The organism is Bacillus sp. PSXD-155 (assembly GCF_049310765.1).
Lineage (GTDB): Bacteria > Bacillota > Bacilli > Bacillales > Bacillaceae_G > Bacillus_A > Bacillus_A cereus.
The window spans coordinates 160,912-185,299 of the sequence record NZ_JBMOWC010000008.1 but is presented as its reverse complement, the minus strand read 5'-3'; the positions used below and the strand labels follow the sequence as shown (position 1 = coordinate 185,299).

Here is a 24,388-nt window from a genome sequence, read left to right as displayed (position 1 = left end):
AAGCATTCTTCTTTTTATCGTATCACAAAGCATAACAACCAACAATTTCAAATACAAAAAATTGCAAATTAGTACATGCTATGGAGAAGGAGGTGATACATCGTGAAAAAACAAATTTTACTTTCCCTTCTCACTCTTTCCTTATTTGCAGGCTGCCAATCAGCGAACAAAGCTGAAATGGAACGTGAAGAAGGAAGCCGTGTTCTTGTTTCCAATAAAAACGACATGTATCATACGGAAAATACAAATACAAGACTCACAAGAGTCGGTTATTCTTCTAAACAAAAGCATGAAGTATCTAACAAACAAGTAGGGGCCATTAATCGCGAGAAAGTCGCTGAAATGATTACAAGCATGACAGTCAAACTTCCTGACGTTACAAACGCTGCTACACTCGTTACCGATGATGAAGTGTTCGTTGTATATCGTGCAAACACAACGGATCCAAAACTCGTAGCGGATCAAGTATATAGAGCTGCTTTGTCCATCGTCCCTCGCTATTATAAAGCATATGTATCAACAGACCAAAAGTTGATTTCCCAAATTCAAGGTCTTCAATCTGGCGCATTAAATGATACAGAATATACGCAAAGCCTCGATATGCTAAAACGTGAAATGAGTAAAAATCCTCATTTGAACAATACGGGGGATCAGACTTTAAATAATATGATTAAAAAGTAAAACAGGTGGAGAGAACCTCCACCTGTTTTACTTTTTATTTTTTATTACGATCCGCATAAATCTCCATCGCATCACACATAAACTGCGCTAACCCCTCGCCAAACTTATCGATATTTTTCGTGAAGCGCTCATCAGCGACGTACATTTGACCGAGTCCCTTAAAAGCGTCTAATGAATAGTGACTAAAGTTTTGCAAGTAATCGTACCATACTTTGATAGCTGCCTGCGCCTCTTTAGAATCTGGTGCATCGTGTCTAAGCGTTGCTAAATTTCTATAAATAGCATTAAACTCCTCTTGGTTCTCTTTTGACATACCTTTTGCATATTCGTTCGCTTTATCTACAGCTGCATCTCCCCATTTTTCACGTGCTTCTTCTTCATATGGGTTATGGCTGAAATCGAATCCTTCAAATTTCTCTTTATTCGTCATTTCAATCTCTCCTTTTGTATGCTGAATTGTTTTATCAATCGTCGCAATCACCTTATCTAATCTGGCACGCTTTTCAAGAAGCATCTTCTTATGAAGCTGTAGTGCCTCTTCGCGATCAAATGATGGACTCATGATAATCTCTTTAATTTTCTTCAAAGGGAAGCCAAGCTCTTTAAAAAACAAAATTTGCTGCAATGTCTCTAAATTCTCATTGGAATACAGACGATATCCAGACTCTGTCGTCTCGTCTGGGGTTAACAACCCAATTTCATCGTAATGATGCAGTGTGCGCACACTAATTCCAACTAAATCAGCTACTTCTTTTACTCTCATTGTCATTTGTATCTCCCCCTTAGTACATACGATAAAGTATGACGCAACGTTAGAGTCAATAAGTAAATTCATTTTCTTTCTAAAAGTTTCATCTCTCCCCTATTTCATGCATAATAGATATGTACATATATTAGAAAGCGGTGAAAGTATGGTTTCAAATACTGTAATTGCCAGCATCATTTTTCAACTCATTGTCTCGATTCTGGTCCCAATTATCGTACTCGTTTATTTCCGTAAAAAATATAATATTAATTGGAAAGTAGTCGGCGTTGGTGTTCTTATCTTTATCGGATTCACCCAAATTCTTGAAACACCATTCCACCTATTTATGCGCGGTAATCCAACAATCGCTCCATTTTTAGAAAATCCGTTTGTCTTCGCAATTTATGGCGGATTGACTGCTGGTATTTTTGAAGAATTAGGACGCTTCGTTGCCTTCTTCTTCTTACTAAAAAAATATCTAGAATATAAAGATGGCTTCGCTTATGGAATTGGTCACGGCGGAATTGAATCTATTTTAATTGGCGGTTTTTCTGCATTACAAGCATTAATTTTTGCTAATTCTATTAACGATGGTAGCTTCTCTCGACTGATTGAACAAAAACCCGAGCTCAGTATTTTACAGGACATGTTAATTCAGCAACCTGCCTACTTATACTTCCTTGGTAGCTTAGAAAGAATTATGGCACTCGTGCTTCAAATCGCCTTTACAATGCTTGTTTTATACGCAGTAAAACAGAAGAAATACATCTTCCTAGTATACGCTATACTATTCCACGCATTTGTAGACTTTTTCGCGGCACTTTACCAAACAAAAACAATCAACATCTTCGTTGCCGAAGGAATTACACTTCTGTGTACAATTGGCGCTGTCGTTCTTATTCGCAAAATGAAAGAGAAATTAATGAGTGTACCGGAGTAAAAAATAAACCACCAAAATTGGTGGTTTATTTTTTATATGGATGATAACTTTTGCCCTCTTGCAGCTCCCTCTTTGTTTCTGCATCTATAACGATGTACTTATGAAACGCTTCTACTTCATTTTGAGTAAAAGAAGCGAAAAAATAAACTTGGCGATCAGGGTGAACAAAAAAATCTTGAAGCACCACTCTACTTCGACAACCGACAGCTGTTTTTTGCAGGAAAGAAAGTTCCTCATCAGCCACTTCTTTAAATGAAATTTTTTTACGAACACTATATGCTGCATTTTTGTACTCTTTATAAATTTTCTTATCTAACTGTTTATAAAAAACATCCCCACTCACAAATGACTTATTTTGATTGCTTGGATAATTTAGTTTTCGGTTGGATTCTGCATATGTTGTGGACAATTGCGCAAGAAAACAAATAATGAATACGATACATATCATTTTTTTCATCATTGCACCTCAATTTTTTATTATCCACATTACTTTTCCACATATTTAAATCCATATGCTGTTTCCAATAAAAAGGAATTATTTCCACATTTGTCGAAGTATATAGCGTCAACTTGAAAGATGGGGATGAATTATGAAGAAAATTATTTTAATACGACATTGTTCAGCAACTGGGCAAGAATGTGATGCTGAATTAACGACCGATGGAAAAGACCAAGCAAATACCCTTGCTACATTCCTCTTAGAAAATACTCTACAAATCGATCATATTATTTCAAGCCCATTTGTCCGAGCTATCGATTCCATTCGGCCCTATGCACTCCAAGCTAACTTATCTATCCAAGAAGATGAACGATTAACTGAACGCATATTGAGCAACGTTCCAATGGATGATTGGATGCAAAAACTAGAATCCACTTTTACGAATATAGATATTGCCTTTTCAGGCGGAGAGTCAACAAAACAAGCAACAGACCGTGCCATATCGCTTATTCAAGACGTTTTACAATTAAACCATACGACAACACTACTTGTTACACATGGCAATTTACTTACGCTCATTTTAAAGCATTTTGATCATACGATTGGCTTTAATGAATGGAGAACTTTAACGAATCCTGATATTTACGAAATTACAATCGACGAACAATGTATCATAACACGCTTATGGGAAGCATCGTCCAAGTAATATCCCTTTCCAAAACATTCAGTTGACGCCACGAGAAGAGACTGTTCTAACAATAGAAAGGGGTATCATTTCATATGTACGAAGACGTACTTGCTTTACTACATAAAACAAATGTTTCTTATGAAAAATTCGAACACGAACCAGTACTCGATTATGAGACGGATCGGATCGTACGCGAGAGACTTGGCTTACAAGGCACTCCAAGTAAAAGCTTATTTTTAAAATCAAAGTCTGGAGATTATTACGTATTTTTTACGTTAGAGGGCACAAGGCTCAACCGGGGAGAGATGAAAGAACTAACAGGAGAACGCTTATCTCTCTGTTCTCCTGATGAACTGCGAGACAAAACTGGTTGTACGCCGGGATGTGTGGCTCCTTTCGGATATTCACACGATGTAACAATTATTGTGGATAACGCTATTTATACGTACGATAAAATTTTAATTACACCTGGTGTACCTGAATTTACAATTGAATTATCCACAGAAGAATTAAAAAAGATTTTATTAACATGTACAAATACCGTTTTAGAGTACAAACAAAAAGAGAGCTGATCGTTAGCTCTCTTTTTTCATTATTTAGCTTCTGCTGTTTTTTCTTTTGCAGAACGTACTTGCTCGTCCGCATGGTAAGAAGAACGCACAAGTGGGCCAGCTTCACAGTGGCTAAATCCTTTGCTAAGTGCAATTTCTTTAAGCTCTGCAAATTCTGCTGGTGGATAATATTTAATAACTGGTAAATGCTTCTTAGATGGTTGTAAATATTGTCCAAGAGTTAAAATATCCACATTGTTTGCACGTAAGTCATCCATTGCTTCAATTAAATCTTCTCTTGTTTCACCTAAGCCGACCATAATGCTCGATTTAGTTGGAATATCAGGCTGCATTTCTTTTGCTCGACGTAAAAACTCTAATGAACGGTCATACTTTGCTCTAGCGCGAACTCGGTTAGATAATCGACGTACTGTTTCAATGTTATGGTTTAAAATATCTGGTTTTGCATCCATTAACATTTTTAAGTTTTCTTCTACCCCAGCCATATCAGATGGTAATACTTCGATAGACGTGAATGGGTTTTTACGACGTACTGCTCGTACTGTTTCAGCAAAAACAGCTGCTCCGCCGTCCTTTAAATCATCACGTGCAACCGCTGTTATAACAACGTGCTTTAAGCCCATTTGTACTACTGAATCTGCTACGCGTTCTGGTTCTTGTAAATCAAGCTCAGTTGGTAAGCCTGTTTTAACCGCACAAAAACGACAAGCACGTGTACAAACCGCACCTAAAATCATAAATGTTGCTGTTTTTCTTACAGCCCAGCATTCATGAATATTCGGACATTTTGCCTCTTCACAAACGGTATGAAGATTCTTAGAACGCATCATTTTCTTTAAGCCTGTATAGTTTTCATTCGTGTTTAACTTAATTTTCAACCATTCGGGCTTGCGCTTATATTCTGTTTGTTTTGTCATGGTTATCAACTCCGCACAATATGAAATAGTTTACCGTGTTCGCTTCTTTCAATGTAACATATCTATTCTAACGTATGAAAGCGATTTGCTCAAATGAAGATTCTAAGATTTTTTCCAATCGTTCCCTATAATGAAATACTCCGTATATCCCACACTAAAAAGAGTGATGTTGTGAAAGGAGTCTATTTCATGCTTCGAAAAATTTCTCTTTTGCTTTCTATTTGTTTTCTTCTACACCAAAACATCGCTTACGGTGAAGATAATCAGCAAAGCATATACGAAAAGCGCATGGCACTATATAAAGAAACCGAGCAATCTTCAGGCATTCCATGGTATTACTTAGCTGCAATGGATCAATATGAAAGAAATATACGGAGCGTAAGAAAAGATATTCCAAAAAAACCAGATGCCATCATTTCCCTTTATTTCAAACCAGAAATATGGGCTGGACCTGTTAATAGTAACGATACTCTCCCCCATACAATTTCTCTATTTGGCGGAATAGGTTTAGATGGTGACAAAGATGGATTTGCAAATGCAAATAGCGACCGTGATCTTCTGCATACTGCAGCGACTATTTTAAGGAAACAAGGAACGTCAGAAGACCGTATTAAAATTATGCTTTGGGAATATTATAGACGTGCAAAAACAGTTGATTTAATTAGCGAGTACGCCCAAATTTATAAACATTATGGACGTATTAATTTAGAAGGAAATGCTTTTCCTCTTCCGATTCGTAGTGACCATAGCTACCGTAGTACTTTCGGCGCTGGAAGAAGTTTTGGCGGAAGACGAATTCATGAAGGAACCGATATTTTCGCCGGATATGGCGTGCCAGTAAGATCGACTTGCTATGGCATTATTGAAACAAAAGGCTGGAACCGCCTTGGTGGATGGCGCATTGGTATTCGTGACCTTCATAATAATTACCATTATTACGCTCATTTAGGCGGGTTCTCAAAAGAAATACAGCTTGGACAAATTGTTGAGCCAGGAAAAGTAATTGGATTTGTTGGTAGCACTGGTTATGGACCTCCTGGTACAGCCGGAAAATTCCCACCCCACTTACATTTTGGCATATATAAAGACAATGGCTATACAGAATGGGCCTTCGATCCATACATGCATTTAAGCCTTTGGGAACGCAAAGAACGAGCAAATACAAAAAGATAACCGTAGCTGCATTGCTACGGTTATTTTTTATCCAGTAAAAGCCCGGCTCAGCCGAGCTTTACTTTATATGCAACTAACTATCTGTTTTCTTTTTATCAGGTACAGCAACACTTCCGCTTCCATAATACGTAGGCACTTCCCCTTGAACGATACGCGTCGCAATCGGAACATTTTGTTTCACAGTTATCTCTTTCGTATGAAATGGAATAATTACTTGCAATGTTACTTCCATTTCCATAACAATTTGAATCGCTGTAGTATTAATTCCATGCGGCTCAATTTTTTGTTTAATATCTGTATTCACATGCCCAATTGGCGTGAAATGAATCGGAATATCTGGTCCTATATTACCAAGAAGTGTATTATCAGTTACACGCCCAAAAGGAACTGCCATAGTCGCCCCGTTTTTTTCAGAAATACCTAGCTCCTTCAACTTCCCTTGTTCTACTTGTTGCAAATATTTTTCTATGTACGTGGTCGTTGACGTTACGATTTCATTTACTTGCTTCGTATTTAAATTAATTGTGGATACTTTTCCGTTTTTATCATTCTGTACTTTCATTAATGAATCGACATCGAATCCTTCATTAATTCTATCCTTTACCGCCTTCGTCATAATTGCTGTCGCCATTTTATGTGTCTCTACTTCCCCATATTTAATTAAGGTCGGCTGAATACTATTATTCACAATCCACAACCCTTGCGTAAGTAATATAACAAAAAGAATAAACGACATAAGCAGTATATACCGAAAGGCAATAGGTCCCCTTCGAAACCGCGAGTTTTTCGAGCGAAATATACTCATAAAAAAACCTCCTTCTTATATCATTTCTATGCAAGAAGGAGGGACGATATATGCTTATCTCATTTTTAATAATGCTTCTTTTCCAATCGTTCCTACTGGAATGCCTAACGCTTCAGCTCCAGTCGTTACCGATTCTAGTGGCGCTTCAAGAAGTTGTTCAATCGTTCTTACACCAACCGCACGGCCAGCAATAATTCCTCGATCACCTAATTTCTCATTTAAAAGACCTACATCTAATGCACCACACATAATATATCCTTTATCGCTCATTACAGCTAGCAAATTCGTCTTTGGAAGTTTCACGCTAACCGCAATAAACGTATAATTATCAATTATAATTGGCTCCACATTAACCATAGTTCACACTCCTCTCTTTCTTATCTGTATGACAAGAGAAAAATGAGTGTTACAAGTTAACTAGCCTATAGTTTAACGGAAGTTGTATGAGTTATTAACATATCCGTTAACACATCTCTAAGTAGTTCTGGCATATAATATTGTTTGCCAGAAAGTGTGGATAGCTCTGGGTATAAGTATCCAAACGTAAACATATCGATTGTTCCTACCGTATATATACGGTCTAACTCCAGCGATTCGCCGTTAATCAATACATCTTCTAATAAAATTTTATTGCCAGGAATCGTATCTGGAATGACTTCTACACCAGCATAAATCATTTTCCCCATCACTTTCCCCCGAAATCCGAATCCTTTCACCTCAAGATTCTCCATGTTCGGTTTACGTGCTTTCAAAATAACTTCTCTTAATATCTTTCCTGGAACTTTCAAAGCACACGGATTAATTGGATGTGGACAAATTCTGTGAATATCTCCGCGCGTTACAACACCCTCTTCTAGCCCTTCAAGAAGTACACCGGCGTTCACCATGCCAATCTCTGCATCGCACCATGTTTTCAGCGCACTTGCTAACATATGAGAAAACGGCGTCTCCTGAAACCAATCAACCGGTAATGACTCTTTTAAATGAACGACAGGCTCTGCCATTATATGCTTACTTTCTTCCTGCAGTATTTCAATTGTGGATAACGGATCGCTATAAGCACCTAACCGTTCCGTCTTAATCGCTCTACCGTCCTTTTCCAACAACTTCTTCGTCTCTTTATCCACAGTAAGCTGAACGTGGCCAACGTAACGTCCCCACTTTTCACAACAGCAAAGTAAAGTATTGTTCAGTAGAACACCACGCTCAAATAAATGATGCGTATGTGCACCTAAAATAACATCTATATCATAATGCTCTGCCATATACTCATCCATACTTTTTCCAAGGTGAGATAGGACAACGGTAATATGCGCCTCATCTTTCACTTCTTCTAAAATAGACTCTAAATGGATAAGCGGATCTTCAATATGCCAATCGAGCATATGATAAAACTCTGGATAAGCTACCGTTAATCCGATAAAAGCAATGATAATCCCATCTGTCGTCGTATGTAATTTATAAGGCTTCGCCCACGCTGGACGTACCCCTTCTTTTTCAAATAAATTCGCAACGAGCACCTCAAATCCAGCATCATCATATAGACGATTCAAATGCTCCTTCGCTAACGTAATGCCTTCATTATTTCCGATCGTTACATAATCATATAACGCCTCATTTAAAAGCTTCGTATTCCCAAGGCCATTTGTCGCTTCCGAAATACTATGAAAACGATCCACATGATCACCGATATCAACCGTCAAAACAGTCTCTCCCGCTTCCTGTCTTCGCTTTTTCTCCCCTAGAACAAACCGAGAAATTTGCGGCCAATTTTCAAAATGACTATGTATATCGTTTGTATGATAAAGGTGGATGATTGTTTCTTTATTTGTATTCAGAGAAAAAACCTCCTCTCAGTTCCTTACTGCCATTTACGCTATGCGCACACAATAATCCTGTAAATACTTTTCGTCTTTTCTTGCTATTTTACATTGTACTCGCATTGTGAGAAAAAGCAAAAGATTGTCCTTTTCATATGAGAAACTTTTGCTAATGCAGGAAAGAATTCCAGATAGTGGAGGGAGGGGTGGATTTGTCAAAAAGTTTAATAGAGAATTCAGTGAGTGGTTGTTCAAGTGGATTTGTCAGTATCTTTGTCTTAAACCTAGTCGTTCTCTGTTCTTATAAAATGTTTGGGGTATGTGAGGATTTTCTTTTGTCTTATCTTGTCGACAAATCGATATTCCTTGTCGAAACGTTGATATATTCCCATTTATGATCGATATATTTGAAAAATCGTTGATATATTTAGCTGAACACCCACCCGGGTATCCTCTCCCAAGCCAAGACAAATCCGCAAAACAAAAAAGCGCCCTGCACAGCAGGGCGCTTCTACTTTATCTATTAACCAATAGAACCTTCCATCTCAAACTTGATTAGACGGTTCATTTCAACTGCGTATTCCATTGGAAGTTCGCGAGTGAATGGCTCGATGAAGCCCATTACGATCATTTCTGTAGCTTCTTGCTCAGAAATACCGCGGCTCATTAGGTAGAATAATTGTTCTTCTGATACTTTCGATACTTTCGCTTCGTGCTCAAGTGAAACGTAATCGTTTTTGATTTCGTTGTAAGGAATTGTATCAGATGTAGATTGGTTATCCATGATTAACGTGTCACACTCGATGTTAGAGCGAGAGTTTTTCGCTTTTGGTCCGAAGTGTACGATACCACGGTAAGTTACTTTACCACCATGCTTCGCAATCGATTTAGAAACGATTGTTGAAGACGTGTTTGGTGCTAAGTGAATCATTTTCGCACCAGCATCTTGGTGTTGGCCTTTACCAGCAATCGCGATTGATAATGTTAAACCACGAGCGCCTTCGCCTTTTAAGATAACTGCTGGGTATTTCATCGTTAATTTAGAACCGATGTTACCATCAATCCATTCCATCGTTGCGTTTTCTTCACAAACCGCACGTTTTGTAACTAGGTTGTATACGTTGTTCGCCCAGTTTTGGATTGTTGTATAACGGCAATACGCATCTTTTTTAATGATGATTTCTACTACCGCACTGTGAAGTGAGTTAGTAGTGTAAACAGGTGCTGTACAACCTTCTACGTAGTGTACGTGTGCGCCTTCGTCTACGATGATAAGCGTACGCTCGAATTGTCCCATATTTTCAGAGTTAATACGGAAATACGCTTGAAGTGGTGTATCAACTTTAATACCTTTTGGAACGTAGATGAATGATCCACCAGACCAAACTGCAGAGTTTAATGCAGAGAATTTGTTGTCTGTTGGTGGAATTACTTTTCCGAAATGCTCACGGAAAATATCTTCGTTCTCTTTTAATGCGCTATCTGTATCTTTGAAGACGATTCCTAGAGCTTCTAGGTCTTCTTTCATGTTGTGGTATACAACTTCAGATTCGTACTGTGCAGATACACCAGCTAAATATTTTTGCTCAGCTTCTGGAATACCTAATTTATCAAATGTTGCTTTAATTTCATCAGGTACTTCATCCCAAGACTTCTCAGATTTCTCAGATGGTTTTACGTAGTACGTAATTTCATCGAAATCTAAGTCGTTTAAGTCGCCGCCCCATTGTGGCATTGGCATTTCATAGAACTTATCCAGTGATTTTAAACGGAAGTCTAACATCCACTGTGGTTCTTCTTTCATACGTGAAATCTCTTCAACGATCTCTTTTGTTAAACCGCGTCCAGCACGGAAAATCGAAACGTCTTTGTCTTTGAAACCATATTTGTAATCGCCGATATCTGGCAGTTGCTTCGCCATGTTGGTGTGTCCCTCCTTAGATAACCTCATTTTTAGGAACCTTTAACATTACTTATCTTCGTTTAAGCCCTTTTCTAACGCTTTCCACGCTAATGTTGCACATTTAATACGTGCAGGGAACTTGCATACGCCTTGTAATGCTTCAATATCTCCTAAATCGATGCTGTCATCGTACTCTTTTCCTAGCATCATGTCAGAGAAAATTTTCGAAAGCTGAAGTGCTTCTTCAATTTTCTTACCTTTTACTGCTTGTGTCATCATTGAAGCTGAAGACATTGAGATTGAACATCCTTCGCCTTCAAACTTCGCCTCTTGCACAATACCTTCTTCTACTTTCATCGTAAGTTGAATACGATCGCCGCAAGTTGGATTGTTCAAGTTAACGGTAACACTATCTTCTAACACGCCATGGTTACGAGGATTTTTGTAATGATCCATAATAACTTGACGATATAACGTATCTAAATTATTAAATGACATTTGTGAAATACTCCTTTGTCTTGATTAGCGATTCAACAAATGTATCAATTTCTTCTTTTGTATTATATAAATAGAAGCTCGCACGTGCTGTTGAAGAAGCTTTTAGCCACTTCATAAGCGGTTGTGCACAGTGATGTCCTGCGCGAACTGCAATGCCTTCTACATCTAATACAGTCGCTACATCGTGAGGATGTACGTCTTCAATATTAAATGTAACAAGACCAGCGCGATGCTTTGGACCATAAATTGTAACGCCATCTACTTCTGATAGTCTTTCTAAAGCGTATTGCGCTAATTCATGCTCATGCTTTTCAATATTATCAAGACCGATTTCTTCTAGGAAATCAATTGCCGCACCAAGTCCGATTGCATTACCGATAATCGGTGTACCCGCTTCAAACTTCCACGGAAGCTCTTTCCAAGTAGATTCTTGTAAATCTACGAAATCAATCATTTCACCACCAAATTCAATTGGCTCCATATTGTTTAGCAATTCTTTCTTACCATATAATACGCCGATACCTGTAGGTCCGCACATCTTATGAGCAGATAATGCGTAGAAATCACAGTTTAAATCTTGTACATCCACTTTCATGTGAGGTGTACTTTGTGCACCATCAACGACCATAATTGCTCCGTTTTCGTGTGCGATTGCTCCGATTTCTTTTACAGGGTTAATCGTTCCAAGTACGTTTGATACTTGCATAATAGAAACGATTTTTGTATTCGGTGTAACAGTTTGACGAACATCTTCTAAAGAAATTGTACCGTCTGGTTGAAGCGGAAGGTATTTCAAAGTTGCACCAGTTTTCTTCGCAACTTGTTGCCACGGAATGATGTTACTATGGTGTTCCATGTAAGAAATAACGATTTCATCGCCTTCTTTTACATTTTCAAGGCCATAGCTAGCCGCTACTGTATTTAATGCAGTTGTCGTTCCGCGCGTGAAAATAATCTCTTCCATTGATTTCGCGTTAATAAACTTGCGAACTTTCTCACGTGCACCTTCATACGCGTCGGTAGCTTTTGTACCGAGCGTATGAACACCGCGATGCACGTTAGAATTATATTCTTTATAGTAACGTTCTAACGTTTCAATGACTTGAATTGGTTTTTGAGAAGTTGCTGCACTATCGAAATAAACAAGTTGTTTGCCGTTCACTTTTTGATCAAGAATTGGAAACTGTTTGCGTATTTCATGAATATTCATTAGCGAACTTTCCTTTCAATTACCTCAACAAGCTGTGCTTTTACTCCTTCAATTGGAAGCTCATTTACTACAGGTGCTAAGAATCCATGGATGACTAAACGTTCTGCTTCGCGTTTTGGAATACCACGGCTCATCAAGTAGTATAATTGGTACGGATCTACGCGGCCTACTGAAGCTGCGTGACCTGCCATAACATCATCTTCATCAATTAAAAGAATTGGGTTCGCATCACCGCGAGCTTTTTCGTCTAGCATAAGAACGCGAGAAGATTGTTGTGCATTTGATTTAGATGCACCGTGTTCAATCTTACCAATTCCATTAAAGATAGATGTTGCACTATCTTTTTGTACACCGTGTTTTAAAATCCAACCTTCAGAGTGTTTACCGAAGTGAACAACTTTAGTTGTAAAGTTTTGTGTTTGGTTACCACGGCCAATTGTTACTGTTTTCGTATCAGCATATGAACCGTCGCCCATTAAGTTCGTAACGTTCTCTGAAATTGTGTTTCCGTCATTCATAAGGCCTAGAGCCCAATCAATGCGGCCGTCGCGTCCAACAACACCGCGGCGGTTAACGTAAGTTGTTACGTCTTTTGCTAATAGATCAACCGCACCGAATTTCACTTGTGCGCCTTGTTCCACAATTACTTCTGCTACGATATTTGCAATACCTTTAGCATTTTCATTTGCAACATAGTTTTCTACATAAGTTGCAGTACTGTTCGCATCAGCTACGAATAATACGTGGTTATATACGTTAGCTTCTTCGCCGTCTACTAAGAATACAGCTTGAAGTGGAGTTTCAAGAACAACGTTTTTCGGAACATATACGAATGCACCGCCGTTGATTAATGCAGCATGAAGTGCAGTTAGACGATGCTCGTCTACTTTCACTCCGTCTTTCATTAAATACTTTTGTAGTAATTCAGCATGCTCTGTTGCAGCTGTTACGATATCTGTGAAAATAACACCTTTGTCTTTTGCTTCGTCTGCTAAAGAAACGAACGCAGTTGTACCAGTACGTTGCACTAATACGCTGTTATTTTCATCGATTAAGTTTTTCACTGCTTCTGGAAGCTCTGTTAAAGAACTTACAGGCTCTTGCTTAGCAGCGTCGCCTTTTCCGATAAAGTCCCATTTTTCAATTTTCGTTTTATCAGGCGTTGGCATTGGAAGTTCTGTTGCTTGTGCAAGAGCTTGTAAGCGGAACTCAGTCAACCAAGCAGCTTCGTTTACTTCGCTTGCGCGTTGACGGATTGTTTCTTGATCGAAAGGTAATGTACCGATTGTCATGTTTATGCTCCTCTCTTACGCTTCTTGCTCTGTTGTTTCGTCTTCAATACCTAATTCTTTTTTAATCCAGTCGTAACCTTCAGCTTCTAGACGTTGTGCAAGCTCAGGGCCACCAGATTTAACGATACGACCGTTCATCATAACGTGAACGAAGTCTGGAGTGATGTAGTTTAATAAGCGTTGGTAATGCGTAATCATTAGGCAACCGAACTCTTCGCCGCGCATTTGGTTAATACCTTTAGATACAACTTTTAATGCATCGATATCAAGACCTGAGTCGATTTCATCTAAGATTGCGATTTTTGGCTCAATCATCATTAATTGAAGAATTTCGTTACGCTTTTTCTCTCCACCAGAGAAACCTTCGTTTAAGTAACGTTGTGCCATTTCTGGATCCATTTCTAGGAATTCCATGTTTTTATCTAATGTACGGATAAATTTCATAAGAGAAATTTCATCGCCTTCTTCACGACGTGCGTTAATTGCAGAACGTAAGAAGTCAGCGTTTGTTACTCCGCTAATTTCACTTGGATATTGCATTGCTAGGAATAGACCCGCTTGTGCGCGCTCGTCTACTTCCATTTCTAATACATCTTCACCGTCAATGATGATGCTACCTTCTGTTACTTCATACTTTGGGTGACCCATAATTGCAGAAGATAAAGTTGATTTACCTGTTCCGTTAGGTCCCATAATTGCGTGGATTTCTCCACCTTTTACTTCAAGGTTTACACCCTTTAAAATTTCTTTGCCGTCAATTGATACGTGTAAGTCTTTAACCGTTAATGTAGAACCAGCCATCTCAATACCTCCATTAATCCTATATATACATTTTAAAAATTCCTAAAACGTTCATATTCTCATTTTATTCTCATTCTAATTTTATATCAAATAAAATGATATCGCAAACGACGAAAAAAAGTAACCGTTTTTTCACAAATGTATATAAGTATTTCCTTTACATCTTTCTATGATACACCTTTCTTCTTATTTATATAAAGAAAAAAGGACTGGTAATTTCCCAGTCCTTTCCTTATATTTATTCACTTACCGGAAGTACAGCACCTTTATATTCTTTATTAATAAAATCTTGAATTTCTTTTGAATGTAACACTTCTACTAGCTCTTTAATTTCTTTTTTCTTCTCATCACCTTTACGAACTGCAATGATGTTTGCATACGGAGAGTCTGCTCCTTCAATCGCAATTGCATCCTTCGTTGGATTTAATTTTGCATCAATTGCATAGTTCGAATTAATGAATAAAGCATCTCCCTCATTATTTTCATACAACTTCGGTGAAAGTCCAGGTTCAACATCTGTTTTAAATTTTAAGTTTTTCGGATTTTCGACTACATCTTTTACTGTCGCCTTAACCACATCTACACCATCTTTAAGCTTAATCACGCCGCCTTTTTGTAACAATGCTAACATACGGCCACGCTCCGCTACGTTATTACTCATAATCACTGTCCCGCCATCTGGTAAGTCTTTTAAGCTTTTATATTTCTTAGAATAAATGCCCATTGGCTCTAAATGGATTTTTCCTGCGTTTACAATTTTATATCCTTTTTCTTGGATTTCTTTATCTAAGTAAGGAATGTGTTGGAAGTAGTTCGCATCAATTTCCTTATCCGCTAACGCTTTATTCGGCAACACATAATCTTGGAATTTTTTAATTTCTAATTTAATACCCTTTTTCTCTAATATCGGCTGTGCCTTTTCTAAAATAACAGCGTGTGGCACGTTAGAAGCTCCAACAACAAGCTTATTCTCATCTTTCCCTCCGCAAGCAGCTAATGTAAATACAGACAGCGCTGTAACAACTGACAATAGAATCTTTTTCATATGATGTCCCCTTCTCCCCAATAGTTATGTAGTTATGAAAAAGAGCTGGCATCAGACCAGCCCTTTTCAGCAATTATTCTTTTACAGGAACAACTGCCCCTTTATATTCTTTATTAATGAAGTCTTCAATTTCTTTAGAATGTAATACTTCTACAAGAGCTTTAATCTCTTTCTTATCTTTATCGCCTTTACGAACAGCTACTATGTTTGCGTACGGTGAATCATTTCCTTCAATTGCAATGGCATCTTTTTCTGGATTTAACTTTGCATCAATTGCATAGTTAGAGTTAATTAAAACAGCATCGCCTTCTTTATTGTTATACACTTGTGGCAATAAACCAGGCTCGATATCCGTTTTGAATTTTAGATTTTTCGGATTATCTGCAATATCTTTTGGAGTTGCTTTAACTGGATCTACCCCATCTTTAATTTTTAAAATGCCTTCTTTTTGTAAAATTGCTAAACCACGTCCATGGTCAGCCACAGAATTACTCATAATGATTGTTGCTCCGTCCGGAAGTTCTTTTAAGCTCTTATATTTTTGAGAATATACACCAATTGGCTCTAAATGAATTTTTCCTGCTACTTCAAAGTCATACTTTTTATCTTTAATTTCTTTTTCTAAATACGGAATGTGCTGGAAGTAGTTTGCATCTAAATCCTTATCCGCTAACGATTTATTTGGTAATACGTAGTCTTGGAATTTTTTAATTTCTAACTCGATTCCTTTTTTCTCAAGTAACGGTTTTGCCTTTTCTAAAATTTCAGCGTGCGGTACGTTAGAAGCACCAACAACAAGTTTCTTTTCATCTTTATCTTTCCCGCCACAAGCAGCTAAACCAAAAATTGAAGTTGAAATAAGTGCCGTAAGTAATAATTTTTTCATTTGAAACATCCTCCCGTTTTTTATTATCGTTTATCTATTCGAGTCGTTAAACTATCACCAATCCACTGAATTAAAAATACAACTAGTAATACACAAATTGTCGCAACGATTGTTACATCGTTATTCCCTCTCTGGAATCCTTCTAAGTAAGCAAGTGTTCCAAGACCACCAGCACCAACAACTCCCGCCATTGCTGTATAGCCTACTAAAGCAATTGTCGTAACCGTAATACCAGATACTAATGCTGGTAACGATTCTGGAATCAATACTTTTAAAATAATTGTGCTTGTTTTTGCTCCCATTGCTTTTGAAGCTTCAATTACACCTTTATCAATTTCGCGAAGTGCGATTTCAACCATTCTCGCATAGAATGGTGCCGCTCCAATAATTAAAGCCGGCAGCGCGGCACTTGCTCCAAGAATTGTTCCAAGAAGAATCTTTGTGAATGGGATTAATAAAATAATTAAAATGATGAACGGTATAGAACGGAATATATTTACGAATGCTCCAATCACCGTATTAATTGATTTGTTTTCCCATAAATTATCTTTCGCTGTCATGAAGAGTAACAATCCTAAAATTAGTCCTAAAACAAATGTCGCAAGAGCTGCGATTGCCGTCATATATAACGTTTCACCAGTTGCTTCTAACATTTGATTCCAATCAACATTTGCGAGTAACTTATCCATGTGCAATCACCTCCAGCTCTACTTGATCTTGATGAATTCCTTCTATTGCTTGCTGGATTGCTGTTTCCTCACCATTTAAATGAACAACTAAACTACCGTAAGAACCGTTATTCGTTTGTGCGATATTTCCTTGCAAAATGCTAACTTCTATATCACTGCGCTGCATCAATCGTTGAAGCACTGGTCTTTCTACAGCCTCACCGATAAACTGCAAACGAATCACTTTTCCATCTGGATATTTTTCAATTAAACTTTCAATCGTTTCATTTGTATCTTCAGAATCTGTTAACTGCTGTACAAATCGTTTCGTAATATCTTGCTTCGGATTACGGAATACATCAAGTACTGGACCCGTTTCTACAATCTTTCCTCTCTCCATTACTGCCACTCGATTACAAATCTTTCGAATTACGTGCATCTCATGTGTAATGAGTACAATTGTTAAACCAAGGCGCTTATTAATGTCTAATAGTAAATCCAAAATTTGATCTGTCGTTTCTGGATCAAGAGCTGACGTTGCTTCATCACATAAAAGTACTTGTGGGTTGTTAGCTAATGCTCTTGCAATCCCAACGCGTTGTTTTTGTCCCCCGCTCAGCTGAGATGGGTACGCGTCTCCTCTTCCTTCTAATCCAACAAGATGAATTAATTCATCAACACGTTTTCTTCTCTTCGTTTTATCAACACCTGCAATTTCAAGTGGAAACTCTATATTTTCACGTACAGTTCGTGACCAAAGTAAGTTGAAGTGCTGAAAAATCATTCCGATTTCTTGCCTTGCCTTACGAAGTTCACTTCCTGTAATTGCTGATATAACACGATTCGCAATTGTAATTTGGCCAGAAGTCGGTTTCTCTAACTGATTAAACAATCTGATTAAAGAACTTTTCCCAGCGCCGCTATATCCGATAACACCAAATATTTCGCCTTTTTCTATTTTTAAATTGGCGTTATCTACAGCAGTGACATCACCGCTTTTCGCCTTATATATTTTCCTTACATTCTCTAATAGAATCATGATGTTCACCCCTTTTTTGTTTAGGTCGACTCCGCAATTTTTTATTTTTAATGCGTGTAGTCCACTGTTATCATTACTTTTATTATTTGAATGTCCTCCACATTCAAACAATAAAAAAACCTTTCTGCTTTAGAGAAGCAGAAAGGTTTATATGCGTATATAACAACATTATCCCTCTCTCTCATCTCTCAAAGCATTCGCTTTGCAGGAATTGGCACCATTTCAACATAAGTTGACGGTTGCCGGGCTTCACAGGGCACAGTCCCTCCACCTCTCTTGATAAGAGAAATCAGATTCAATTTTCGTCTGATTTGAAATTTATGAAATTGTCTATATTTTATGACTTGAATTGTATCAATATACACTCACCATGTCAACAGAAATTTTCGCAAAAAATGAAACTTCAGAATTTTAAGCACCTACTGACATCGGTTTACATATATGAAACATTGATTCAACTAATAACATCGTTTGGTACGTTCCCGAATATTGTACACGCCCATCGTTCATTAACATTTGCAATCGTACATTTCCATTCACCAATTGTTCTATATCCTTTTCGTCTAAGCAAATGATTTGTTCCGTTCCTCTTTCCTCTTGTAGCAGCTCTATATAATCTCTTGAAATTTGTAACGAACAACTTTCATCTCTAAAGCGGAAATTAACAGTTTTCTCCTCTCGTCTTAAAAGCGGCTCTAAATGATATTGACCATTAGCGTAATTTACAAATGATTGAAGCAAAGAATATAATTTCACCCTAAATCACATCCTTCATATCACTTTCTATTACATACCATTCCCTCTCAATAAAGAGCAATCCTGTTATTTTCGCTCGACAAATACTGTATCCATCCTGCATCTCGACATATTTCCCAAGAAATATGTCGAGGCGGCAAAAATTTTGCCGCCTACTTTAATTCCGTATATAGATATTCAACCGAATGAAATGCATATATCTTCTTCATCAGTGTCCCATTTTCAAAAACAAGTAAACAAGGTACACTTTCAATCCCATACTCTTTCGCTAAATGCGGAGCATAATTTAAATCTAACATCCCAATTTTGAGGCCTTCAATTGTCATCTCAACGACTGTTAACATCTTTTTTGCTAATTGGCATGTTCCACACATTGGAGTATATACATATAACACTGTTTTTTCTTCATTCTCTATTAGGGCTGTAGCTTCGGCTCCTGTCCAATCGATCACTTCTATCATTCCTTACCGTAAATATTCTGTATAAACGTCAATGTCGGCTCCCCATAATACATTTGCTAAGTGTGTAGATGGTGCAGTTGCCACTTCTCGGTACGAGCGATCAATATAGATATGCTCGGCTTGCGGAAATTCTTTTCGAAATTGTTTCCTTAACTTTTCTCCAGCATCATCAGCATCCACTAGCACATACACTTCCTTATCAAAAAACTGATCAACGAGCTCATCCATTTTCGACAAACCAATTGTACCATTTGTACAAACAATTTCCACTGGTTCACGAATAATAGATTCAATCTTTCTTCTATCTGATGTACCTTCTACAATAATGACTTTTTCCACATAAATCATATGTCATCACCCGATCACCATATACTATACAACCTTGAACTTAGTATATAGTATATTCGTTATTTTCATGTTGTTTCCTGTTTATTTTTGCAAAAGAAAAGCGAAACCGACTGTTTAGCCCTGTTGGCTAAGGTTCTTCCGTACAGAAGACGCTTTTTGTCTTCTCGTGCGGAAGGTTCTTAGACATGAAGGGCTAGGAGTTGGAGCTAGACAATGAAAAGCACAAGCGGCTCATTTAGATTGTGAGGGGGATGGAGCTTCTGACGTAGAGGCGCTTTTTGACTTGTAGGAAGAAGCGAAGCCACCGAACAATCTAGTCGCTGGAGCTAGACAACGAAAAACAAAAACGGCTAGACCTGCATAAAGATTAAACGAAAAAGTTTTTTCAAAAAACGTTCTCCTACACGATAATTAGTATATGATTCTACATTCATTATTTTACACAAAATAAAAAAGGACAGCACAAAGGCTGTCCTTTAGTCGACTATAATTAGTCTTGGTTTGTCATTTCTGCATATTTTTCTGCAGTTAATAACTTCTCAACTTGGCTTGCATCAGAAAGTTCAACTTTAACCATCCATGCACCCTCGTATGGAGATTCGTTAACAAGTTCTGGTTGGTCACTTAATTCTTCGTTTACTGCTACAACTTTACCGCTTACAGGTGCGTATAACTCAGAAACTGTTTTAACAGATTCTACGCTTCCGAATGGCTCGTCAGCTTCGATTGTTGCACCTACTTCAGGAAGTTCAACGAATACGATATCACCTAGCTCACCTTGTGCAAAGTGAGTGATACCGATAACAACTTCATTACCTTCAGTTTTTACCCATTCGTGTTCTTCAGAGTAACGTAAATTATTTGGAATGCTCATGACTGTACCTCCAGTGAATGTATTAATTATGTAAAAATACCTTATTGGTACTTTTTCCACACACTTTCAAACTGCTCTTCGTTAAAACCAAGTGTTACATTCGTTCCATCTGTTACAATTGGACGTTTGATCAACATGCCATCAGATGCTAAAAGCTCATACATTTCGTCTTCGCTTGCATCTTTCAACTTATCTTTCAGACCAAGTTCACGGTAACGCATTCCACTTGTATTAAAGAATTTTTTTAATGGTAATTCACTTTTTTCATGTAAATTACGTAAATCTTCTTTTGATGGTGGATTTTCAACAATATGAATCATCTCATATGCTACATCGTTTGCCTCAAACCATTTCTTTGCCTTTTGACATGTGCCACACTTTGGATATGAATAAAATGTTACTGTCATAAATTCACCTACTTTTTTACTAACCTTTACCTTTATCATATAGAAAACGTTTTATTATTTCAAACCATTATTCGCTAAACTTTTACTTATTTCGTGATAATTTTTAATAATCCTGCGAATTTTTCTTATTTTTCCGCCATTTGTTAAGAAAAAAATAAATATATAAATTTTTTTAGATTCTGCACCAAACATATATCTTAAACAAGCGTTTGATTAATTTCTTATTTTCCTTTGTTAGCCTTTGAACTACATGAGTTTCTTTCTACCGAACATACAGCTTAAACAAACGTTTGATTAATTCTCTATTTTTCTTTCTTAACCTTTGAGCTGCATCGGTTTCTTCCTACCGAACATACAGCTTAAACAAACGTTTGATTAACTCCCTATTTTTCTTTACTAACCCCTGGGCTGCATCGGTTTCTTCCTATAGTCACAAAACTTGGAAACAATTCACATGACAAAGGCGCACAGATAAAAGGAACTAACGATTTTGGCCGTAATAGTGAGAGAATTCCATGATGATTAAGAAATTACTACAAAGAAAAAGCCATGCATACACATGACTTTCATAGCATACTCACTTCTATATTCAATAGAAATTAAAGTGAATTATATTTCTTTACTTTTAAAGGAATATAATTCACATATAAATCTATAGCATAAGTAATAATCAAAATTACTTTTCCTTCATCAGCAAATTTCACTTACAGAAACTGTTCTGAAATTTTCCTTTTTCCCCATCTCTTTGGAAGCCATTCAACTCCTAAGAACATAATAATAATCCCTCTACTTATTAACTAGCTACTTTTCTTTTTTCCATGATATTTCAAATTCCCCACCATGTTCTTCTGTTATAATTTTAACTTTATATGTATCATCTTTAGACACTTTAATATTATTTTCGCCTTTTCCACTATTAACTTCCAGTATTGTATTATCATCTGAATCTAAAACATAAGCCTTTATGGTTCCTTGCTTAGTTTTATCATCAAAAGTAAATATCCAACTTTCACCTTTTTTTACATCCATATCTTGAGTTGCAAAACCTGTGAAACTTTTATACTTTCCATCTATACTATTTGAACCTCCATGAACCTTACCACCAACAATCGTTCCCTCTCTTGTAAAACAACCACTAAGAACCACCAAACATAGAACAAATAATAATGTATTTTTAATAGTTTTCAACATCATTCCCCCTTATTCTCACAATAAATACCCCCTATTTCCATTCAAAAAAACTATAGCATCTATAATATTATTTTAACTCTTCACGCAACTCCATTTACATATCCAGTAAAAATCACCTCTGATATATGTTCATGATTAAAAAACATATTATATTCGGTTGAAATATTTCCGATAGGATAATAACAAGCTACATAATCCCAAGTTTTCTTAGTTTTTGAATCTTCTTGTTTTCTATCATATATCATCAATGGTTGTTCCCATGTTTTAAATTTCACAGCTGAACCAATCGGAAGTAATGTATCTTTCTCTACTTTCTCCATTTTAATTCACCTCTTTATTTAATGAAAAATTTACCTATTTTATATAAAATTAAAAAACTAATAGGAACTGTAATTAAATATATCAATGAAAAGATTATTTTTCTTTTAAATTATATGTAACATCAAACATTGTAAAAATAATAGTACCAAAAAAACAAATAACAAAAAGAATTATTAAAATTTTTTTCAAACTTTCTAAAGTCATAAAAAATAATCCTTTTTATTTTATCTTTACTTCAACACCTGTACCCACAGGACTAGCTCCAGGCCCCCAAGGGAAATTTACTTTAAATCCACTTGAACTTACCTTAAAAGAACCACCCGTTTGTCCAAGTGAGGGTGAACCCCGATATGTAAATCATGATTTGTAAATGGTATAGGTATATCTATACCCACTTCATATTTTGCTAAAGAGGCCTCCTCCCCAAGTTCAAAACCATTTTTATCTATTTTATCAGCAACTTCTGTATTCCCCATACTTAAACTAGCTTCTACATAAAAAAATAAGAAGCCTCGTTTACAGGCTCCTTCATCATCGACTTAAGTAATCCGAAATGGTTTGAAATACTACTATATACATATTATGAATATTTCGATCGGAAACAGTATCATTATATAATCCCATACCCCAATATTGACCTTCAGGGTTCCCCATATTTACAAACCCTTGCGTATACGTCATCGTTTTATCCTTTGGGGTATTATCATAATCTAAATCCTTGTTAGTAAAAATTAAATACGGTCTATCTTGCAAACCAATAAAAAATACCGGCTTCTTTAACGATAAAAATAAGTCCGTATACTGCTCCTTTGATGCCTCTTTAAAGTATTCTTTCATAACGAAAAAACCATCAACTTTTGCTGATTTCTCCTGCATTTCTTCTAACTTTATACTTTCAAACTTTACATTCCTAAACGTATCTTTCGGCTTTTCTCCAACAACTCCAATTACGAGTGCTCTTCCGTTATATTCTAATTTTTCTCCTTCGTTATTCTTTGCACACCCAGCACCTACTAGGCATAACAATATAAAAACTAAAAAATATGATAAACGCTTCATTTAGCACCCTCCCCCTTCTTTTTAGTCAAGTGACAAAAACGTAAGGTTAATTCAAGAAAATGTAAGTAAAATCGATAGCCCAATTCACGTTTCTATATTATAATCAATTGAATTTACTTACATTACTAAACATAGGAGATCAACATGAAGAAATTTAAACTTTCATCTTTTCTTCCGTTAAGTTATATACTTCTACTCGTACTCGTAAGTCCCCTTTACGACGTATTAAATAAATCGACTGTTCACGCAGTAGACGTTACAACTGTAGTAGATGATTGGATTCCATTTGTAAAAGCATTTATTATTCCTTATTTACTTTGGTTTCCATACTTATACGGCGCACTTATTTATTACTGCTTCGCTGACCGAAAGCAATATTATGTCACTTTAAGTAGTGTTATTTTTGGAAAGCTTGCTTGTTTTTCTATTTATTATTTTTGGCAAACAACTGTACCGCGTCCGACTGTCGTTGGAACAGATGTATTTTCTGAACTAGTTCGCTATATTTATAGTATCGATCAACCGGTAAACTGTTTCCCTAGCATTCACGTTCTTACTACATTTGTAATTATGTTAGCTTCCTTTAAGCGTAGAGAACAACATGCTTTTGAATATTACATCCTTACTTTCTTCGGTACACTTATTATTTTATCAACGCTATTTACGAAGCAACATGCCTTTGTAGATGCCGTTTCTGGAATGACACTTGCAAGCATACTATACTTCGGCGTTCAGCTCTTATTAGCAAAAGAACCGATAAGAGTTCCAGTAAAACAAAATCATAAAATGTAACATAAAAAAGCAGACTGTGGCTTCTCAGTCTGCTTTTATCTATTATTAAGGAGATTT

Annotated in this window: 29 protein-coding genes, 2 pseudogenes and 1 riboswitch; of the genes and pseudogenes, 6 read left to right on the top strand and 25 right to left on the bottom strand. The window is 36.8% G+C overall.

Annotated elements, in window-relative coordinates:
- Nucleotides 1–102 precede the first annotated feature (102 nt).
- Nucleotides 103–681 (top strand): YhcN/YlaJ family sporulation lipoprotein, encoded by a 579-nt coding sequence (locus ACO6VI_RS12100; protein ID WP_000744133.1) that lies wholly within the window; start codon nucleotides 103–105, stop codon nucleotides 679–681.
- A 34-nt stretch (nucleotides 682–715) separates the two neighbouring features.
- On the opposite strand, the gene ACO6VI_RS12095 is transcribed toward ACO6VI_RS12100, so the two are convergent.
- Nucleotides 716–1,450, bottom strand: a complete 735-nt coding sequence (locus ACO6VI_RS12095) for a MerR family transcriptional regulator (RefSeq protein ID WP_000178777.1) — start codon at nucleotides 1,448–1,450, stop codon at nucleotides 716–718.
- A 100-nt stretch (nucleotides 1,451–1,550) separates the two neighbouring features.
- Here ACO6VI_RS12095 and ACO6VI_RS12090 point away from each other — a divergent pair, with 100 nt between their 5' ends.
- Complete coding sequence (locus ACO6VI_RS12090; RefSeq protein ID WP_002094186.1) at nucleotides 1,551–2,366, top strand: YhfC family intramembrane metalloprotease; 816 nt, start codon at nucleotides 1,551–1,553, stop codon at nucleotides 2,364–2,366.
- 25 nt (nucleotides 2,367–2,391) lie between these two features.
- Here the strand turns inward: ACO6VI_RS12090 and ACO6VI_RS12085 are convergent, their stop codons facing one another.
- Nucleotides 2,392–2,823, bottom strand: a complete 432-nt coding sequence (locus ACO6VI_RS12085) for a hypothetical protein (RefSeq protein ID WP_161520112.1) — start codon at nucleotides 2,821–2,823, stop codon at nucleotides 2,392–2,394.
- A gap of 133 nt (nucleotides 2,824–2,956) precedes the next feature.
- Between ACO6VI_RS12085 and ACO6VI_RS12080 the strand changes: the two genes are divergently transcribed.
- Both ACO6VI_RS12080 and ACO6VI_RS12075 read left to right on the top strand, forming a co-directional pair.
- A complete protein-coding gene (locus ACO6VI_RS12080) occupies nucleotides 2,957–3,511 on the top strand; it encodes a histidine phosphatase family protein (protein WP_000720575.1) in 555 nt (184 codons plus the stop codon).
- A 74-nt stretch (nucleotides 3,512–3,585) separates the two neighbouring features.
- On the top strand, nucleotides 3,586–4,065 hold the full coding sequence (locus tag ACO6VI_RS12075) for a YbaK/EbsC family protein (RefSeq protein WP_000272748.1): 480 nt from the start codon (nucleotides 3,586–3,588) through the stop codon (nucleotides 4,063–4,065).
- Between the two features lie 20 nt (nucleotides 4,066–4,085).
- Here the strand turns inward: ACO6VI_RS12075 and lipA are convergent, their stop codons facing one another.
- Nucleotides 4,086–4,982 (bottom strand): lipoyl synthase, encoded by an 897-nt coding sequence (lipA, locus tag ACO6VI_RS12070; RefSeq protein ID WP_000166367.1) that lies wholly within the window; start codon nucleotides 4,980–4,982, stop codon nucleotides 4,086–4,088.
- 189 nt (nucleotides 4,983–5,171) lie between these two features.
- On the opposite strand from lipA, the gene ACO6VI_RS12065 reads away from it, so the two are divergent.
- Nucleotides 5,172–6,155 carry a M23 family metallopeptidase gene (locus ACO6VI_RS12065; protein WP_000944681.1) on the top strand — a complete coding sequence of 328 codons (984 nt, stop codon included), beginning with the start codon at nucleotides 5,172–5,174 and terminating at the stop codon, nucleotides 6,153–6,155.
- 73 nt (nucleotides 6,156–6,228) lie between these two features.
- Here ACO6VI_RS12065 and yunB read toward each other — a convergent pair whose 3' ends face one another.
- The 22 genes and pseudogenes from yunB to ACO6VI_RS11955 all read right to left on the bottom strand — a co-directional run bounded on the left by yunB (nucleotide 6,229) and on the right by ACO6VI_RS11955 (nucleotide 23,539).
- Nucleotides 6,229–6,960, bottom strand: coding sequence for a sporulation protein YunB (gene yunB, locus ACO6VI_RS12060; RefSeq protein ID WP_000021808.1), 732 nt, complete (start codon nucleotides 6,958–6,960; stop codon nucleotides 6,229–6,231).
- Between the two features lie 54 nt (nucleotides 6,961–7,014).
- The gene (locus tag ACO6VI_RS12055; protein WP_000248467.1) at nucleotides 7,015–7,317 is read right to left on the bottom strand and encodes a YunC family protein; all 303 of its coding nucleotides are present in this window, start codon (nucleotides 7,315–7,317) and stop codon (nucleotides 7,015–7,017) included.
- A 65-nt stretch (nucleotides 7,318–7,382) separates the two neighbouring features.
- Nucleotides 7,383–8,774 carry a bifunctional metallophosphatase/5'-nucleotidase gene (locus ACO6VI_RS12050; RefSeq protein ID WP_088020161.1) on the bottom strand — a complete coding sequence of 464 codons (1,392 nt, stop codon included), beginning with the start codon at nucleotides 8,772–8,774 and terminating at the stop codon, nucleotides 7,383–7,385.
- Nucleotides 8,775–9,303: 529 nt separating this feature from the next.
- A complete protein-coding gene (gene sufB / locus ACO6VI_RS12045) occupies nucleotides 9,304–10,701 on the bottom strand; it encodes a Fe-S cluster assembly protein SufB (protein ID WP_001118824.1) in 1,398 nt (465 codons plus the stop codon).
- 48 nt (nucleotides 10,702–10,749) lie between these two features.
- Complete coding sequence (gene sufU, locus ACO6VI_RS12040; protein WP_000009523.1) at nucleotides 10,750–11,181, bottom strand: Fe-S cluster assembly sulfur transfer protein SufU; 432 nt, start codon at nucleotides 11,179–11,181, stop codon at nucleotides 10,750–10,752.
- A complete protein-coding gene (gene sufS / locus ACO6VI_RS12035; protein WP_001020767.1) occupies nucleotides 11,171–12,391 on the bottom strand; it encodes a cysteine desulfurase SufS in 1,221 nt (406 codons plus the stop codon). The genes sufU and sufS overlap by 11 nt, the downstream gene beginning before the upstream one ends.
- On the bottom strand, nucleotides 12,391–13,683 hold the full coding sequence (gene sufD, locus ACO6VI_RS12030; protein ID WP_000152173.1) for a Fe-S cluster assembly protein SufD: 1,293 nt from the start codon (nucleotides 13,681–13,683) through the stop codon (nucleotides 12,391–12,393). Before sufD ends, sufS begins: the two co-directional genes overlap by 1 nt.
- A 15-nt stretch (nucleotides 13,684–13,698) precedes the next feature.
- On the bottom strand, nucleotides 13,699–14,484 hold the full coding sequence (gene sufC, locus ACO6VI_RS12025) for a Fe-S cluster assembly ATPase SufC (protein WP_000929163.1): 786 nt from the start codon (nucleotides 14,482–14,484) through the stop codon (nucleotides 13,699–13,701).
- Between the two features lie 238 nt (nucleotides 14,485–14,722).
- Nucleotides 14,723–15,529 carry a methionine ABC transporter substrate-binding lipoprotein MetQ gene (gene metQ, locus ACO6VI_RS12020; protein WP_000722397.1) on the bottom strand — a complete coding sequence of 269 codons (807 nt, stop codon included), beginning with the start codon at nucleotides 15,527–15,529 and terminating at the stop codon, nucleotides 14,723–14,725.
- A gap of 73 nt (nucleotides 15,530–15,602) precedes the next feature.
- Nucleotides 15,603–16,415 carry a methionine ABC transporter substrate-binding lipoprotein MetQ gene (gene metQ / locus ACO6VI_RS12015; protein ID WP_000735081.1) on the bottom strand — a complete coding sequence of 271 codons (813 nt, stop codon included), beginning with the start codon at nucleotides 16,413–16,415 and terminating at the stop codon, nucleotides 15,603–15,605.
- A 23-nt stretch (nucleotides 16,416–16,438) separates the two neighbouring features.
- A complete protein-coding gene (locus tag ACO6VI_RS12010) occupies nucleotides 16,439–17,104 on the bottom strand; it encodes a methionine ABC transporter permease (protein WP_000359401.1) in 666 nt (221 codons plus the stop codon).
- Entirely contained in the window at nucleotides 17,097–18,122 is a 1,026-nt protein-coding gene (locus ACO6VI_RS12005; protein WP_000601791.1) for a methionine ABC transporter ATP-binding protein, read from the bottom strand. Before ACO6VI_RS12005 ends, ACO6VI_RS12010 begins: the two co-directional genes overlap by 8 nt.
- A gap of 178 nt (nucleotides 18,123–18,300) precedes the next feature.
- Nucleotides 18,301–18,408: riboswitch (SAM riboswitch) on the bottom strand.
- Nucleotides 18,409–18,533: 125 nt separating this feature from the next.
- Entirely contained in the window at nucleotides 18,534–18,878 is a 345-nt protein-coding gene (locus ACO6VI_RS12000; RefSeq protein ID WP_000781229.1) for a hypothetical protein, read from the bottom strand.
- 152 nt (nucleotides 18,879–19,030) lie between these two features.
- The gene (locus ACO6VI_RS11995; protein ID WP_002025020.1) at nucleotides 19,031–19,339 is read right to left on the bottom strand and encodes a thioredoxin family protein; all 309 of its coding nucleotides are present in this window, start codon (nucleotides 19,337–19,339) and stop codon (nucleotides 19,031–19,033) included.
- A gap of 3 nt (nucleotides 19,340–19,342) precedes the next feature.
- Complete coding sequence (locus ACO6VI_RS11990; protein WP_000640870.1) at nucleotides 19,343–19,687, bottom strand: toprim domain-containing protein; 345 nt, start codon at nucleotides 19,685–19,687, stop codon at nucleotides 19,343–19,345.
- Between the two features lie 490 nt (nucleotides 19,688–20,177).
- Nucleotides 20,178–20,561: a glycine cleavage system protein GcvH gene (gcvH, locus tag ACO6VI_RS11985; RefSeq protein WP_000026896.1), complete on the bottom strand. Its 384-nt coding sequence runs from the start codon at nucleotides 20,559–20,561 to the stop codon at nucleotides 20,178–20,180.
- Between the two features lie 41 nt (nucleotides 20,562–20,602).
- Nucleotides 20,603–20,968, bottom strand: coding sequence for an arsenate reductase family protein (locus ACO6VI_RS11980; RefSeq protein ID WP_000218968.1), 366 nt, complete (start codon nucleotides 20,966–20,968; stop codon nucleotides 20,603–20,605).
- An 801-nt stretch (nucleotides 20,969–21,769) separates the two neighbouring features.
- Nucleotides 21,770–22,159: a hypothetical protein gene (locus ACO6VI_RS11975; RefSeq protein WP_000920743.1), complete on the bottom strand. Its 390-nt coding sequence runs from the start codon at nucleotides 22,157–22,159 to the stop codon at nucleotides 21,770–21,772.
- Nucleotides 22,160–22,239: 80 nt separating this feature from the next.
- Nucleotides 22,240–22,479, bottom strand: a complete 240-nt coding sequence (locus tag ACO6VI_RS11970) for a DUF4176 domain-containing protein (RefSeq protein WP_003272334.1) — start codon at nucleotides 22,477–22,479, stop codon at nucleotides 22,240–22,242.
- 14 nt (nucleotides 22,480–22,493) lie between these two features.
- A pseudogene (locus ACO6VI_RS11965) lies at nucleotides 22,494–22,684 on the bottom strand (hypothetical protein).
- 15 nt (nucleotides 22,685–22,699) lie between these two features.
- Nucleotides 22,700–22,956 (bottom strand): annotated as a pseudogene (locus ACO6VI_RS11960) (hypothetical protein).
- Between the two features lie 55 nt (nucleotides 22,957–23,011).
- Nucleotides 23,012–23,539, bottom strand: coding sequence for a hypothetical protein (locus ACO6VI_RS11955; RefSeq protein WP_000826910.1), 528 nt, complete (start codon nucleotides 23,537–23,539; stop codon nucleotides 23,012–23,014).
- A gap of 144 nt (nucleotides 23,540–23,683) precedes the next feature.
- On the opposite strand from ACO6VI_RS11955, the gene ACO6VI_RS11950 reads away from it, so the two are divergent.
- Nucleotides 23,684–24,331: a phosphatase PAP2 family protein gene (locus tag ACO6VI_RS11950; RefSeq protein WP_000713776.1), complete on the top strand. Its 648-nt coding sequence runs from the start codon at nucleotides 23,684–23,686 to the stop codon at nucleotides 24,329–24,331.
- The last annotated feature ends 57 nt before the right edge of the window (nucleotides 24,332–24,388 follow it).

What these genes read in the sequence shown, in the direction of transcription:
- ACO6VI_RS12095 (WP_000178777.1), bottom strand. Translation starts at nt 1,450, where the DNA reads ATGACAATGAGAGTAAAAGAAGTAGCTGATTTAGTTGGAATTAGTGTG.
- ACO6VI_RS12090 (WP_002094186.1), top strand. Translation starts at nt 1,551, where the DNA reads ATGCATAATAGATATGTACATATATTAGAAAGCGGTGAAAGTATGGTT.
- ACO6VI_RS12085 (WP_161520112.1), bottom strand. Translation starts at nt 2,823, where the DNA reads ATGAAAAAAATGATATGTATCGTATTCATTATTTGTTTTCTTGCGCAA.
- ACO6VI_RS12080 (WP_000720575.1), top strand. Translation starts at nt 2,957, where the DNA reads ATGAAGAAAATTATTTTAATACGACATTGTTCAGCAACTGGGCAAGAA.
- ACO6VI_RS12075 (WP_000272748.1), top strand. Translation starts at nt 3,586, where the DNA reads ATGTACGAAGACGTACTTGCTTTACTACATAAAACAAATGTTTCTTAT.
- lipA (WP_000166367.1), bottom strand. Translation starts at nt 4,982, where the DNA reads ATGACAAAACAAACAGAATATAAGCGCAAGCCCGAATGGTTGAAAATT.
- ACO6VI_RS12065 (WP_000944681.1), top strand. Translation starts at nt 5,172, where the DNA reads ATGCTTCGAAAAATTTCTCTTTTGCTTTCTATTTGTTTTCTTCTACAC.
- yunB (WP_000021808.1), bottom strand. Translation starts at nt 6,960, where the DNA reads ATGAGTATATTTCGCTCGAAAAACTCGCGGTTTCGAAGGGGACCTATT.
- ACO6VI_RS12055 (WP_000248467.1), bottom strand. Translation starts at nt 7,317, where the DNA reads ATGGTTAATGTGGAGCCAATTATAATTGATAATTATACGTTTATTGCG.
- sufB (WP_001118824.1), bottom strand. Translation starts at nt 10,701, where the DNA reads ATGGCGAAGCAACTGCCAGATATCGGCGATTACAAATATGGTTTCAAA.
- sufU (WP_000009523.1), bottom strand. Translation starts at nt 11,181, where the DNA reads ATGTCATTTAATAATTTAGATACGTTATATCGTCAAGTTATTATGGAT.
- sufS (WP_001020767.1), bottom strand. Translation starts at nt 12,391, where the DNA reads ATGAATATTCATGAAATACGCAAACAGTTTCCAATTCTTGATCAAAAA.
- sufD (WP_000152173.1), bottom strand. Translation starts at nt 13,683, where the DNA reads ATGACAATCGGTACATTACCTTTCGATCAAGAAACAATCCGTCAACGC.
- sufC (WP_000929163.1), bottom strand. Translation starts at nt 14,484, where the DNA reads ATGGCTGGTTCTACATTAACGGTTAAAGACTTACACGTATCAATTGAC.
- metQ (WP_000722397.1), bottom strand. Translation starts at nt 15,529, where the DNA reads ATGAAAAAGATTCTATTGTCAGTTGTTACAGCGCTGTCTGTATTTACA.
- metQ (WP_000735081.1), bottom strand. Translation starts at nt 16,415, where the DNA reads ATGAAAAAATTATTACTTACGGCACTTATTTCAACTTCAATTTTTGGT.
- ACO6VI_RS12010 (WP_000359401.1), bottom strand. Translation starts at nt 17,104, where the DNA reads ATGGATAAGTTACTCGCAAATGTTGATTGGAATCAAATGTTAGAAGCA.
- ACO6VI_RS12005 (WP_000601791.1), bottom strand. Translation starts at nt 18,122, where the DNA reads ATGATTCTATTAGAGAATGTAAGGAAAATATATAAGGCGAAAAGCGGT.
- ACO6VI_RS11995 (WP_002025020.1), bottom strand. Translation starts at nt 19,339, where the DNA reads ATGATAGAAGTGATCGATTGGACAGGAGCCGAAGCTACAGCCCTAATA.
- ACO6VI_RS11990 (WP_000640870.1), bottom strand. Translation starts at nt 19,687, where the DNA reads ATGATTTATGTGGAAAAAGTCATTATTGTAGAAGGTACATCAGATAGA.
- gcvH (WP_000026896.1), bottom strand. Translation starts at nt 20,561, where the DNA reads ATGAGCATTCCAAATAATTTACGTTACTCTGAAGAACACGAATGGGTA.
- ACO6VI_RS11980 (WP_000218968.1), bottom strand. Translation starts at nt 20,968, where the DNA reads ATGACAGTAACATTTTATTCATATCCAAAGTGTGGCACATGTCAAAAG.
- ACO6VI_RS11975 (WP_000920743.1), bottom strand. Translation starts at nt 22,159, where the DNA reads ATGTTGAAAACTATTAAAAATACATTATTATTTGTTCTATGTTTGGTG.
- ACO6VI_RS11970 (WP_003272334.1), bottom strand. Translation starts at nt 22,479, where the DNA reads ATGGAGAAAGTAGAGAAAGATACATTACTTCCGATTGGTTCAGCTGTG.
- ACO6VI_RS11955 (WP_000826910.1), bottom strand. Translation starts at nt 23,539, where the DNA reads ATGAAGCGTTTATCATATTTTTTAGTTTTTATATTGTTATGCCTAGTA.
- ACO6VI_RS11950 (WP_000713776.1), top strand. Translation starts at nt 23,684, where the DNA reads ATGAAGAAATTTAAACTTTCATCTTTTCTTCCGTTAAGTTATATACTT.